Annotated in this window: 11 protein-coding genes; 9 read left to right on the top strand and 2 right to left on the bottom strand. The window is 62.7% G+C overall.

All coding sequences use genetic code 11. From position 1 onward, the window contains the following. Positions 1–2,049, bottom strand: coding sequence for a type II secretion system secretin GspD (gspD, locus tag AAFN84_RS10465; RefSeq protein WP_347514491.1), 2,049 nt, complete (start codon positions 2,047–2,049; stop codon positions 1–3). 584 nt (positions 2,050–2,633) lie between these two features. On the opposite strand from gspD, the gene AAFN84_RS10470 reads away from it, so the two are divergent. The 9 genes from AAFN84_RS10470 to AAFN84_RS10510 all read left to right on the top strand — a co-directional run bounded on the left by AAFN84_RS10470 (position 2,634) and on the right by AAFN84_RS10510 (position 10,486). Continuing rightward, the gene (locus AAFN84_RS10470) at positions 2,634–3,143 is read left to right on the top strand and encodes a DUF4214 domain-containing protein (protein WP_347514492.1); all 510 of its coding nucleotides are present in this window, start codon (positions 2,634–2,636) and stop codon (positions 3,141–3,143) included. A 53-nt stretch (positions 3,144–3,196) separates the two neighbouring features. Continuing rightward, positions 3,197–4,096, top strand: coding sequence for a ferritin-like domain-containing protein (locus AAFN84_RS10475; protein ID WP_347514493.1), 900 nt, complete (start codon positions 3,197–3,199; stop codon positions 4,094–4,096). Positions 4,097–4,228: 132 nt separating this feature from the next. Next, a complete protein-coding gene (locus AAFN84_RS10480) occupies positions 4,229–5,899 on the top strand; it encodes a GspE/PulE family protein (RefSeq protein WP_347514494.1) in 1,671 nt (556 codons plus the stop codon). Between the two features lie 3 nt (positions 5,900–5,902). Continuing rightward, positions 5,903–6,946, top strand: coding sequence for a PilN domain-containing protein (locus AAFN84_RS10485; RefSeq protein WP_347514495.1), 1,044 nt, complete (start codon positions 5,903–5,905; stop codon positions 6,944–6,946). Continuing rightward, positions 6,943–7,476 carry a type II secretion system protein GspM gene (gene gspM, locus AAFN84_RS10490; protein WP_347514496.1) on the top strand — a complete coding sequence of 178 codons (534 nt, stop codon included), beginning with the start codon at positions 6,943–6,945 and terminating at the stop codon, positions 7,474–7,476. Before AAFN84_RS10485 ends, gspM begins: the two co-directional genes overlap by 4 nt. Then, on the top strand, positions 7,473–7,913 hold the full coding sequence (locus AAFN84_RS10495; protein ID WP_347514497.1) for a hypothetical protein: 441 nt from the start codon (positions 7,473–7,475) through the stop codon (positions 7,911–7,913). Before gspM ends, AAFN84_RS10495 begins: the two co-directional genes overlap by 4 nt. Positions 7,914–8,063: 150 nt before the next feature. Beyond that, on the top strand, positions 8,064–8,483 hold the full coding sequence (locus tag AAFN84_RS10500; RefSeq protein WP_347514498.1) for a DUF2231 domain-containing protein: 420 nt from the start codon (positions 8,064–8,066) through the stop codon (positions 8,481–8,483). Then, positions 8,476–10,020, top strand: a complete 1,545-nt coding sequence (locus AAFN84_RS10505; protein WP_347514499.1) for a PQQ-dependent sugar dehydrogenase — start codon at positions 8,476–8,478, stop codon at positions 10,018–10,020. Before AAFN84_RS10500 ends, AAFN84_RS10505 begins: the two co-directional genes overlap by 8 nt. Before the next feature lie 19 nt (positions 10,021–10,039). Beyond that, positions 10,040–10,486, top strand: a complete 447-nt coding sequence (locus AAFN84_RS10510) for a GFA family protein (protein WP_347514500.1) — start codon at positions 10,040–10,042, stop codon at positions 10,484–10,486. Between the two features lie 5 nt (positions 10,487–10,491). Here AAFN84_RS10510 and AAFN84_RS10515 read toward each other — a convergent pair whose 3' ends face one another. After that, positions 10,492–13,686: a GAF domain-containing protein gene (locus AAFN84_RS10515; RefSeq protein ID WP_347514501.1), complete on the bottom strand. Its 3,195-nt coding sequence runs from the start codon at positions 13,684–13,686 to the stop codon at positions 10,492–10,494. Between the last annotated feature and the right edge of the window lie 98 nt (positions 13,687–13,784).

The raw sequence follows: 13,784 nt of genomic DNA on the forward strand, positions 1-13,784 counted from the left end.
CTATTTGAAGGGAACCCGGCGGGAGCCCATCGTCCGCATGTTGGCCCGTATCTCGGCCGCCACATTGCCTGCATCCTGCGCATCCCGGATCACGACCGGTCTGATCAGCACGATCAGTTCCGTGCGGTTCTCGGTCTTCTCGCGCTTGCCGAACAGGTCACGCACGATCTCGATGCGGTTAAGACCTGGAATGCCCTTTCGATCGTCAGCACGTGTCGCGCTTATCAGGCCGGCGAGGAGCACCGTTTGCCCATTCGCCACGGAAATCTCGCTCTCGACGCGCCGCTTCGAAATGGTTGGCGTCAGGGTCTCCGCAGACGACGTGACATTCGAGATTTCCTGCATGATCTCCATGGTCACCTGATCGTTCTGACCGATGCGCGGCGTGACGTTCAGGATGATACCGGTGTTCTTGAATTCAACCTGGTTGATGATCGGCGCCAGCTCGCTCTCGGCGCTTTGCGATTGCCGGGTGGTTATCGGTACCTCGTCGCCCACCTGCAGGGCGGCGGTCTGGTTCTCGACCACCACGACCGAGGGAGAAGACAACACCTCGACATCGCCGATCGCATCAAGGGCGGAGATGACAACATCAGGGTTGGCGGCAGAACCGAGGACGACGTTCAGGCCCGGGATCTGCTTTTGAAGGACGTTTGCGGCGGTATCCATCAGGCTGACGGAGCCATTGTCCACACCAAGCCCCAGCCGCTGCGAATTGACGAAATACTGTACGCCGTATTTCAGTTCGTCGGTCAGCCGCACCTCGGCGATCGTCACGTTGATGGCGACCTGCGCGGGCGTTGCGTCGAGTCGCTTGAGCGTTGCCAGTATCTGGGCTGCTTCTTCGGATCTCGAATAGACGACCACGGAATTGTTGGAGGCGTCCGCACTGATACGCACGCCGCTATCGCCGGTTCCGGACTGCCTGAAATCGAGGACGTTGGGGGACCCGGCGACCCCGATGCCCATGCCGCCAGCCGGCTCGTCGAACGCCGATGCGATGCGCGTATCGGCCGCCGATCGTACAGCGCCGGTGGTGCTTTCGCCATCGACGACGGGGATGGCGTCTGGATCGGTGTCGCCACCGAACCCGCCACCATCTGTTTCAAAGGATGCGGAACTGCCGTTGCTACCCACGAACAGGTCGGAGATCACGCGCGCAAGTTCCGTCGCCTTGCGGTAGCGCGCCTTGTAGACAAAGACGTTCTCGCCGGCGCTGGAATTCTGCTGATCCAGGCGGCGGACCCATTGTTCGGCCCGCCTGAGCAGTCCGCCATTCTTCGAAATGGCCATGATGCCGCGAATACGGTTCACCGGACGGAACTGAATCAGCGTGTCATCGGCCGTGGTCGCGAATATCCGTTCCAGTTCCGGAATCAGCACTTCGGGTCTCGATTGGGTCAACCGGTAGATCGCAACATACTGGTCGGCCATGAAGTCCGCATCGAAGGCGGCTATGGCCTGAACCACCTGGGCACGCTCTGGACCTGAACCACGCACGACGATGGTATTCTTGGATTCCGAGATGCGGAGGTTTTCGCTCTCGCCCACGAAGCCGGAGATGAGTTCCAGCATGGTGGCCGCCGGCACGAAGTACAAAGGCACCACTGAGACGCCATAGCCAGGCGTCGTGCGCGAGCCGCGATCCAGAACCCCGACGCCGGAACCGCCAGGCGCGATGATGTATCCCTCGCCCTGCTGCGACATTCCGAAGCCGAGCGCGTCGAGCGCCGATTCAAGAGACGAAAGCAGCGTTTCGCGGCTGACCGGGTGCGATGAAGCGATCGTGACAGGCCCCGACAAATTGCCGGTGATGGTGTAGTTGATCTGCAAAGCGTCGGTCAGGATCGCGCGCACGACATCCCTGATGTCGGAGTTCTCGAAATTCAGCGCATATTGCGCGGGCCCCGTTTCGGATTGCGCATTGTAGCGAACGATTCCGCCATCAGGGCCGAAATACTGCGTTGAAGGCGCGGAGCCACCCGCTTCGGAGCCGGTGACGCGATACCCCGCATCTTGAACGGTCTTGCCGGACCCTTGCGTGTTCATGTCGCCGAAAACGTTCCAATCGGCGAACAGGGATCCATCACCTTCTGCCGAGGACTGGCAGCCAGCGAAAAGTACCAACGCGACCAACACCAAATGTCTCAAACCGATACGCATAAATCAGCCTAAGCAGGAAACCGGGGGAGTGTCCATTCAACCTGCGGCGATTCAGACGGTTACCCGACGCGCTGTGCGATTTATGCATCGATTGGGGCGCGATCCAATTAATACTCAGATGTCAACCGAAAACCGATGTTAAACCGGCCGGTTTCGCCATCACAATTTTGTTATCCGAAAAGTGATTTTTGTCCGGAACGCGGCGAAACTTATTTGGTCCGGCCCTCGTTCCTTTCACCTGAGTACGAAAATACTGGGCTTCCCGGGAAGCCATCAATTCGCGCTCGGAAACAGTGGACGGGGGAGCCAAGTCCAACTCAACAACACGATTAGTACGCATTTTGAAAATCCTTTTTTTGAGGAGATCTTCGTGCGCGCTGTTCGATCTGAAATAAACCCACGGAGGTTAGAGAAATATGGCTACTATTCAAGGTGTATATCTAGCACTATTCGGGAGGCCGGCTGACCCCTTGGGATTGGAGTTCTTCAATACGCAGACCGGAGGCGGTGAAGATCTCACCGCGATCGGTAACCTCGCGGGAACAGCAGAGTATCAGGCGCGTTTCGAGGGACTTTCCAACACCGAGGTGATCAACAGCATCTACCTTAGTCTTTTCGGGCGCCCTGCTGAAGGCGATGGCGCCGATTTCTGGGCCGGCGAACTCGAAGCGGGCCGCGTGACGATCAACGATATCGCAATCGCCATTCTCGATGGCGCGCAGAACGACGATCTGGTGATCGTGCAAAACAAGCTCGTGGCATCCGACCTCTTCACCACCCGACTCGACCTGCCGGCTGAGGTTGATGACTATGTAGGCTCCTTTGCTGCTGAAGTGGGTCGCGACTTCCTCGATGGCATCACGACTGATGCATCGACGATCCCGAATGCCGAGGTCACAGACCTGCAGATCGCTTTCCTCGACAGGGACGCATCCGAGGTCATGGTCGTCGGCTCAACGTCCGATGCGGACATGTTCTAGAGGCTGACCCGAAAATCTGCCTAAATCATTGATTCCACGAAAGGATTTCCACCGTGAAACTTCCAGAGCAAAAGACCGTCCTCGGCATTACCCCAACCGCGCTCGACAATGGCCGCCGCGCATTCATCCGTTCGGCGGGCCTGATGGCCGCCGGCGCAACCGTTCTCGGTGTCACTGGCTTCCCGGAAGAAGCAGAGGCGCAGGCGATCACCGACCCTGTTGTCCTGAATTTCGCTCTCAACCTCGAATATCTCGAAGCCGAGTTCTATCTCCGCGCCGCCTACGGCCGGGGACTGAACGCCGCTGACACGTCCGGCTCAGGCACGATGGGCGCGGTGACGGGCGGGCGCCAGGTAACCTTCGCTACTCCGCTGGTCGAAGGCTACGCCAAGGAAATCGCCAATGATGAAGAGGCGCACGTCAAGTTCCTGCGCTCGGCGCTGGGCGGGGCACGCGTCGCTCGTCCCGCAATCAACCTCGAGACCAGCTTCACCGCTGCCGCGCAGGCCGCCGGGCTGATCGGCGCCAACGATACCTTCGACGCGTTCGCCAACGAGGACAACTTCCTGCTCGCCGCCTTCATCTTCGAGGACGTCGGAGTGACGGCGTACAAGGGTGCCGCGCGCCTGATTTCGAACAAGGACTTTCTCGAGGCGGCGGCCGGCATCCTGGCGGTCGAGGCCTATCACGCGGGCGAAATCCGCACCCTGCTCGCGGGTGCCGGATTCTTCGCCCAGGCTAATGCCATCTCCGACGCACGCGATTCGCTGGATGGATCGAGTGACCTCGACCAGGGCATCGGCTCGGAAACGGCACCGAACATCATCCCGACCGACGGCAACGCCATTGCCTTCAGCCGTACGCCGCAGCAGGTGCTCAACATCGTCTATCTCGGCCAGAGCGCCAGCCCGGCAAGCTTCTTCCCGAACCAGCTTAATGGCACCGTGAAGTAAGCCTACGCATTCCAGATGGATGCAGTGCGAAGGGATCCATCCCCGGATGGGTCCCTTTTCAATAGAATGTCGCGTATCATGACGCGTCGAGGCACGTTTCGAATGAATGTCGTCGAAGGGAGTTCCGCAAGAATGACGGCGAACGTTGCCACCGTGCACCACGAAGTGATCGTGAACGACTTCGTTGCCCGCTTTCCCCATGCCGATACGGGAAGCCTGTTGCGCGGTGAGGGCCTCATCGGAATCTGGAAGGATGGCATCGTCGGGCCCGATGAACTGGCGGATTTTGCCGCAGATCACTACGAGGTTCCGCGCGGCACGTTGCCGACCATCAAGCAATGCAAGCCGGCGCTTGGCGAACTTTCCCACCGGTACCTGCGTGATTCTCACGTCTATCCCTTTGACCGCGACGGCACGATCTGTCTCGCGCTGGCGGATCCGGGGCGCCGCGACACGATCCGCGCCGTTCGTCTGGCGCTTGGCTCGGATGCGCCGCTCGTCGTTCTTTCCTTCGAGGAGATCGATTTACTGTTTGAAGGGGTTGCGGAAGCTGCACCGCAGGCGTTCGATCCCGTCGTCGAGACAGGGGCTGGCGCGGTCGATGTCGAATCCATCGACAACCTCCAAGATCTCGCGCGTGGCGCGCCCATCGTGAGGCTGATCGACGGCGTTTTCGAACGTGCGGTTCAGGCGGGCGCGACCGACATCCACTTCGAGACCGAACGCGATCATTTGCGTGTGCGCCTCCGGGTCGATGGTTTCCTTCGCCAGGATCAGCGTCTGCCGCTTCATCTTGCCCCGGCCGTGCTGTCTCGCATCAAGATCCTGGCAAATCTCGACATAGCCGACCGCCGCTTGCCCCAGGACGGGCGCTGCAACGTGCGCGTCGGATCCATGGAAGCGGATCTGCGCGTCGCCGTGATGCCCACGATGCATGGCGAAACCGCCGTGCTGCGCATTCTTTCCCGCGACACGCGCTTGCTGGACTTCGCCCGGATCGGGATGGCCGACCATGACCGGCATTCCGTTCATTCCCTGCTCGACGAGCCAAACGGCATCGTCATCGTCACGGGTCCAACCGGCAGCGGCAAGACAACCACGCTTGCCGCAGCACTTTCCATCCTCAACGACCCTTCCCGGAAGATCGTGACAATCGAGGATCCGGTCGAATATCAGATCCCCGGGGTCCACCAGACGCAGCTCAAGTCGTCGATCGGGCTGACCTTCGCGTCCGCTCTTCGGTCCTTTCTGAGGCACGATCCGGACGTGATCATGGTGGGCGAGATGCGCGACCACGAAACCGCAAGCGTAGGCGTCCAGGCAGCGCTTACGGGCCATCTGGTCTTGACCACGCTGCACACGAATTCCGCCGCGGATGCAGTCATTCGCCTGATGGACATGGGCGTCGAATCCTATCTGCTCGGCGCCAGCCTGCGGGGCGTCATCGGCCAGCGCCTGGTCCGACGCCTGTGCGATCGGTGCAAGGCCCCCGACGAAAAGATGACGCAGGATGCACGGCAACTGGCGCAAAGTCGCAATATTCCCGTTCAAGGCGATGCGGTCCATTTTGGACCCACGGGCTGTGACGCATGTGGACAATCAGGCTATCGTGGGCGGATCGGAATCTTTGAAGTCATGCGTGCCGATGAACCGTTGCGCAGCCTGATCCGCGACGAGGCGGATACCCCGGCTCTTGTGGCGGCAGCGCGCGCTGGGGGCATGTCGATGATGCTGGAGGACGGTTTGCGGAAATGCGCGGCCGGCCAGACTTCGCTCGGCGAGGTCTTGCGGGCGACAGGCTAGACGATGGCATCGGCATCGAACCGGCACACCGCTTCGAGCGACGGGCTGACTGGAACGGTGAAGGCCGTCTACGAGGCGTTCATCGACGTCGTCGAACCGGTCTTTTCAGCTCGTTCGAAGCGGCGGCGGCCCATCGTCGTCGAAGATGGTGATGGGAGGCTCGCTCTTCACGAACGAGGCGCGGAGCGGGCCATGCCTCTGGCGGAGCGCGCCGAGGATGGATCAATCAAGACGGCGAAACTGCGCGAGGCCGAGCTGCGCATCTCGCCCGACCATGTGGTATCCGCAACGATCAGGCTTCCAACGGCCGCTTCCAAATATGTCGAGCAGGTCGTCGAGCACCGGCTGGACCAGTTGACGCCGTGGCGACCGGAGAACGCTCTGTTCGGCTTTGCAGTGGTGGACGACAAGGATGAGCAGACGGAAATCAGAATCGTCGCGACGTCGCGTGAACTGGTTGCAGGGCTCACGCATCGAATGGCGGATGCCGGGCTGCGCCCCGTCGCGCTTGGAACCGCGCCTTTGGGAACACCGATCGATATCGATCTCCTGCGTGGCAAGACCCATCGCCCCGGGGAGAATCGCCGGCGGATCATAGGGCGGACGGCGATTGCGATTCTCGTACTGGCAAGCGTTTCCTGGATGGCGTCTGGCTGGTTTTCAACCCGTTCCGAGACCCGTCTGACGACCCTTCAGGCCGATACGGCGATCGCTCGTCAGGCATTGATCGCCGATACCGCCAGCGGCCGGGACGAGCTTGCCGATCAGCTCCTTTCGACCAAACGTCCCGAGGCCGCCGTATTCGTGCTGCTTGACCAGTTGGCGGCAACAATACCGGACACCACCTATCTCGACCGCCTCGAGGTAGGCCCGGCGGAATTGCGCCTCGTCGGAAGCTCGACAGATGCCTCCAGCCTGCCGGAGATCATCCAGTCCAATCTCCTGCTCATCGACGTCAGTTTCGCTGCCGCCGTGGTGCGGCAGGACAATGGGCGCGATCGATTCGAGATCACCGCCAAGCGCCCGGAAACCGGCCCGGCTCAATGAACACCACGCTCAATCGCCTTGTCGGATTGCTGGTCTTCCTGGCCCTGCCAGCATTGCTGCTCGGTTTGGCGACGCTCAATGTTGTCGACGGCATGTCCTTTCGCGAGCAGGCTGCGCAGCAGGCAGCCATTCTCGAACGACTGAACAATGGAGCCCGCTCTGAAGCGGGTAGCGACACCGTCGACCGCAACAGTATCTATGTCAGGGGGGAAACACCGTCGCTCGCCGAGGCCGTGCTTCGCCAACTGGTCGTCGACGCCGTCGCAGCGGCGGGCGGTACGCTGATCGAGACGAGGAATGCCGCGCTACCGCAGGTCGACGGATCGGCGGCGTGGGTGGCGCTGAGCGCCAGTTTCGAGATCCGCAATGAAGGGTTGGGCAAACTCATGCGTTCACTCGAATCCGACCTGCCGTTGCTCGTGGTCGATGGTCTTTCGGTGAGCCGCAACGCCCAGGCGGGCGAAGAGGATGATCCCCTCTTGCAAACCGAATTGACGGTGCGCGGCGCGCGCCGGATAGAAGCCAGATGAAACTGATCTGTACCTGCATCCTGATCGCCGGCGTCACGGCAATACCGTCATCGCCTGCGAAAGCGCAGAACGCGACGCCCGAGACCGAGGCGCTGAACCCGCTTGCTTCGCTCGAGGGCGGGCTGCTGGACGCATTCAACGCGCGACCGCTTTTCGAACCCGACCGAAAACCGCCGGTGCCGGTCGAGGAGACTGTAGTGTCGGTCGCAGAGCCGCAGACACCCGAGATACGGCTGCTGGGTGTCCTGACCACCCCTCGGGAGAGAGTCGCGCAGGTTTTCAGCGAAAGCGACGGAGCGAGCTATTCGCTGCGTGTCGGCGACTACATCGCCAATTGGCGTGTGGCGGAGATAGGCGTTCGTTCGATCGTGATGGAACTCGAAGAGCGTGAAGTGCTCCTCGAACTCGGCGAAGCGGCCGCCGGCTCAAGCGAGTAAGGGCGGCAGCGAGGGTATCCGCCACTTCGGCTTCTGCGGACATAAGAACGCGAGGTGTCCTGGCACGCATCGAAATTTGCGCGATGGGCGGAACCAAGGATGCCGAACTTCGTATCGCGTTATGGTCCAAAGCAAGAAGGGGCGCGATCCATGGCCTATGATCATCCTATCTACGGGAGGGAGCCCGCATTCTACCCCGTTCACGCTGCGCTGCTGGCGTTTCCGGTCGCGTGCTTCAGCCTGACGCTGGTGAGCGACATTGCCTATTGGCGCACCCTCAACCTGCTGTGGCTGCACTTCTCCGAATGGCTCCTGCTGGCCGGCCTGGTGTTCGGCGTGGCGGCGTGGGTCGCACGCATGCTCGACCGCGTCGTGCGCAGGATTTCGCCCTCATGGCCGGCAGCGATCGGCGGCGTCGTCGTGCTGCTGCTGGCGACCCTCAACAGCTTCATCCACACCGCCGACGGGTGGACGGCGGTGGTCCCCTATGGACTCGCGGTGTCCTTCCTCACCGTCATTGCGATGATCATCACCGCGTGGCTCGGACGCAAAGGAGCCTACCATGCGTAATGCAACCCCTCTCGCGATCTCGGTGCTCGCCGGCGGCTGCCTTCTCCTGGCCGGGTGCAGCAACGAGGAATTCGACATCGCGCAGCAGTACGGACCCGACCCCGTGCTGCCGCCGCCGGAAAACAGCCTGTGGCCCGACCTCAAGGTGGCAGAGGTCGTGGGATGGCAGGAGGGGCAGACCCCAACTGTGCCAGAGGGCCTCGTGGTCACGCCATACGCCCAGGACCTGGCCAATCCGCGAACCGTCCACACGCTGCCAAACGGCGATGTCCTGGTGGTGCAGTCCAAGGCGCCGCCCGGCAAGCCGCTGAACAGGCCGAAGGACTTCATCCGCAACTTCATCATGGGGATGGCGTCCGGGGGCGGCGGAGAACAGCCGGAAACGAATCTCATCACGCTGTTGCGCGACACCAACCGCGACGGTGAGGTGGACGAGCGCAGCGATCTCCTGACCGGCCTTACGTCGCCATTCGGCGTTGCCTGGCATGAGGGGACGCTCTATGTCGCGGCCGCCGATGCGATCCTCGCCTATCCGTACGAACTGGGACAGGCGGAAATCGACGCGGAACCAACGATTCTGACGCCGCTTCCAGGCGGCCCGATAAATCATCACTGGACCAAGGACCTGGCACTCAGCCCCGATGGTCGCTTCCTGTATGCGTCCGTCGGCTCCAATTCGAATGCCGGCGAGCGCGGGCTCGAAGCCGAAAAGGGGCGAGCGGCGATCTGGCAGGTGGATCGCGAGACCGGCGCATCACGCGTCTTCGCATCGGGCCTGCGCAACCCCAACGGGCTGACCATCCATCCCGAGACGGGGGAGTTGTGGACGGTCGTCAACGAGCGCGACGAGATCGGCCCCAATCTGGTGCCCGACTATATGACATCGGTGCAGGAGAATGGCTTCTACGGATGGCCCTGGAGCTATTTCGGCCAGCATGTCGACGAGCGCGTCAAGCCCGCCCGTCCCGACCTGGTCGAGACGGCGATATCGCCGGACTACGCGCTGACGAGCCATGTGGCGGCGCTGGGACTGGCCTTCACCAATGACTCGGCGATGCCGGATGCCTACGGCAACGGCGCCTTTGTCGGCAATCATGGCAGTTGGAACCGCAACGCGTTCAACGGCTACAAGGTGATCTACATTCCGTTCGAAGACGGACGGCCGTCGGGAATGGCGCAGGACGTTGTGACCGGATTTCTCGAGGGCGACCAGGCGCGCGGCAGGCCCGTCGGCCTGGCGATGGATGGCACCGGCGCGCTGCTGATCGCCGATGATGCCGGCAACACTGTATGGCGCGTGGCGGCGGCGGACGGCACGGTCACGCCGGAGCCCATCCCCACCGATCGAGTCGAGGCCGGGCCGGAAGACGCCGGCGCCGTGGACGGCGCCACGGCTCCTGCGCCGGCGAGCGAAACGGGCGAAACGGGTAATGCTGCCGCCCCGGGAACGGATGCGCCGGCCGAACCCACGCCATCGGACATCGCGCCGGCAGTCGGACCGGAAGACGGCGCGCCGGCGCCTGAGGCGGACGAGTAGTCGCACTGGAGGCAGGGCGATGAGTAACGCAGGCTCCGTAGTGCACGAAGGCGGTTGCCTGTGCGGTGCGGTGCGCTACGAGGTGCGGGGCGCGCCGGTCCGCTCCGGCCTGTGCCATTGTCTCGATTGCCGGAAGACAAGCGGCTCCCTTTATGCCGCGTTTGCCGTGTGGAAGGCGGACGACTTCAGCAGCCGCGGAGAGATAGCGGTTTATGGAAATCGCGGCTTCTGTCCGCGATGCGGCAGCCGGATCGCATGGGTGAACGACGGCGAGGCGGAGGTAAGCCTTGGTTCGATGGACGACGCGCCGATCGACATCCTCCCTGATTACGAATTGTGGGTCGGCCGACGGGAATCGTGGCTTCATGCATTGCCGTGGGCCGACCAGTTCGGGGGCGATCGCACTGATGCCGGCGGCGAGCCGATCCCGCCATTGGGGGCCCCGCGCGTCAGAAAGCCCGGGTGAGCGTTCTATTTGTCGAGGATCGTTCTGACCTTCTCGGCCAGGTCCTCGATCGTGTAGGGCTTCGACAGAAGCTCGGTACCAAAATCCAGCGTTCCATTGTGGACAATGGCGTTGCGGGTATAGCCGGTGGTGTAGAGTACCTTGAGGTGCGGCTGTAGCTGCATCACGTGCTCGACGAGCTCCCGACCGGACATTTCCGGCATCACCACATCGGTGAACAGCAGGGACGGCACCTGGCCGCCTCGAATGGCCTCCAGCGCCTCGCGGGGACCGCGCATCTCGATCACCGAATAGCCAAGGTCCCGTAGCGCCTCGGATGCCATGGCGCGGACGCGATCCTCATCCTCGACGACCATGATCACCTCGCTCGCCAATCCGCCATGAATGGCGGTACGGACGGGAACAATGTCCTCCGGCGCACCTGAATAGGAACGCGGCAGGTAGACCTTGATGGTGGTGCCCACCCCCTGCTCGGAATAGATCTTGACGTTGCCTCCGGACTGGCGAACGAAGCCATACACCTGGCTCAGGCCAAGCCCCGTGCCCTTGCCGACGCCCTTCGTGGTGAAGAACGGGTCGAAAGCCTTGGCGATGACGTCGGGCGGCATGCCGGCTCCGGTGTCGGTGACCCCGAACAGCACGTATTGCCCCTCCGGGATTGCATATTCGCGGGCGTAGCGGCCATCGACGTGGGCATTTGACGTTTCTATCGTCAGCTTGCCGCCATTGGGCATCGCATCGCGCGCGTTGACGGAAAGATTGAGCAGCGCGCTTTCCAGTTGTGCGGGATCGACCTCGACCTGCCACAGGCCGGCACCAAGCACCGTTTCGACCTGGATCGTTTCTCCCAGTGTGCGGGTCAGCAGGTCGCTCATGCCACTGACCAGCCTGTTCGGGTTGAGGCGCTTGGGCGCCAGAGGCTGCTGGCGGGAAAATGCGAGCAAGCGTTTCGTCAGCTCCGCGGCGCGCTGGGCGCCCTCGACGGCACCCTCGATGAAACGCTGGACGTCGGTCTCGCCTTTGGACAATTTGCGCTGGACGAGATTGAGCCCGCCGATGATGACCGCGAGCATGTTGTTGAAATCGTGCGCGATGCCGCCGGTAAGCTGGCCGACCGCTTCCATCTTCTGCGCCTGGCGCAGATGTTCTTCGGCCTTGGCACGTTCGGCGACCTCTTCCAGCACCCGCTGCTCGAGGGTGGCGTTGAGCGCCTGGAGCGCTTCTTCCGCGCGCCGACGGTTCTCGATTTCCTTCTTTGACGCGGCAAAGAGACGGGCATTGTCGACCGCGGTTGCCGCGTGGCCGGCAATGCCGAGCAGTGCGGTTTCGTGCTCCGCGCGGAAAATGCCTGGCTTGGCATGGCCGAAAAGGAGACCGCCCAGTACCTCGCCCGATCGCGAGATCACCGGAACCGCAAGGTAGGACCGCACCGGCAGGTGGCCATCCGGCATTCCCTTGTGCGGGGCGTTCTTGGCATAGCGAGGATCAAGGAGGATGTCGTCGGACCGCACCACGCCGGTTCCAAGGAATGTCGGCTCGAACACTGCGGTGGCCCGGGGCATCGGGTAGGTCTCGAACGCGGACCGGGGAGCTCCGGACAGGGCGTAGAGCATGTAGCTTGCGCCCTGGTCGTCGAGGACGTTGTAGAAAAAGGCGCCGAACTGCGCGCCTGAAAGCTCGACGCCGGCATCCGTGACGATCTGCACGATTCGGTCGATATCCAGTTCGGCGGCGACAGCCACACCGGTATCGTTCATGATCTGCAGATGGCGTTCGACGCGCTTGCGGGACGTGATGTCGATCACTGTACCGATGAAGCGCACCGCCCGGCCGTCCTCGAAATAGGCGCTGCCCGTCGCCGCGATCCAGCGCTCGACGCCATCGCGCAATCCGATCGTTCGGTATTCGATGTCGAACTCGGACGGAGCCTCGGGCGACAGCGCCTGGCTGACCGCTTGGTGGGCCCGCTCGCGATCGTCGGGATGGAGGCCGGCGAGAAATGCGTCCTCGTAGCTTATCTCTGCGTCCGGCGGCAGGCCGAACAGCGCCTTGCACTTGTCGTCCCAGCGAAGCTGCGTGGTGATGGGATCAAAATCCCAGGTGCCGATCGCGGCCGCATCGGTGGCGAGACGAAGCCGTTCCTCGCTGGCGCGCGCCGCCTCCTCGGAGCGCACCCGTTCGATGTGGGCCCAGCAGCGTTCCGTGACCTCCGCAAGCAGGGCCTGCTCCTGCTGCGTCCACTGCCGCGGCTGGCTGTCGTGGATCGCCATCAGCGCCGTCAGCCGGCGCTGCTTGACCAGCGGCATGCAAACGGTAGCGGCGACACCGATGTCAAGGAAGGCCTGGGCCTCTTCAGGCACCAGGTCGGCGCGATTGTCGCAGATCACCAGAGGCAGCCCGGCACCGAGCCGGGACACGGCGAGGCTGCCGAAATCGGCGAGACTGTAGTACCCGACGATGCTGGGCGCGCCCGCTATGCTCCAGTCGCCGCGAATGGTGAAGTGGTCCCCGTCAGGCTCCATGTCGGCATAGGCGCAGACCGACACGCCGAGATGCTCGCCAAGCAGCCTTGTGGTCGTCCGCATCAGTGCATCGGCGTTGGTCGCCGTGGCGGTTTCCTTCGCCAGACGATCAAGGAATGAAAGGCGCTCGGCGTTCTCGCGCAGCGCTCTTTCCGCGCGCAGCCGCTCCACCGCCGTTCGCGTGCGCTGGGCGACTTCCGAAATCAGCGCAAGTTCGTCGTCGCTCCAGAACCGGGGCGTCGCGTGGTTGAGATACAGCAGCGCGACGAACCCGCCATGTTCAGTGACCGGCATGTTGACGAATGCCTGCGCGCTGATGGCCTTGAGTGCGTCCCCGCCCGGCGCCGCGCGCGGATCCGTCTCCGCGTCGGCGATGACGACGGTGTCGCCCCGCTTCAGATCCTCGATATACGAACCATAGTCTCGGAAGTGGAGCGTTCCGGCCAGACTGGCGATCCCCGGCGCATTCCAGTCGCGCTCGATCGTGATCGTCTCGAGTACGGTATCGATGGTGCCGTAGCCCGCGCGGCTGACATTGAGCGTACGCCCGAGCAGTTCGGCAGCCGCGTAGGCCAGTTCGTCGGGATCGTCGACTTCGCGAATACGATCTCCAAGCGCCACCAATACACTGGCATGCGACAAGAACTCTTGACGTGCAGGATCGATCGTTGCGCTCAAGAAAGCCCCCTCTGCTTTGCGCGACACCCTTAAATGCGTGAGCGACGGAAGGGTTCCATCTGCGCGTGCATATTGCCGGGATCGCGGGTGGCCTTGTC

Origin of the sequence: Mesorhizobium sp. CAU 1741 (assembly GCF_039839275.1) — a bacterium.
Taxonomy (GTDB): Bacteria; Pseudomonadota; Alphaproteobacteria; order Rhizobiales; family Rhizobiaceae; genus Aerobium.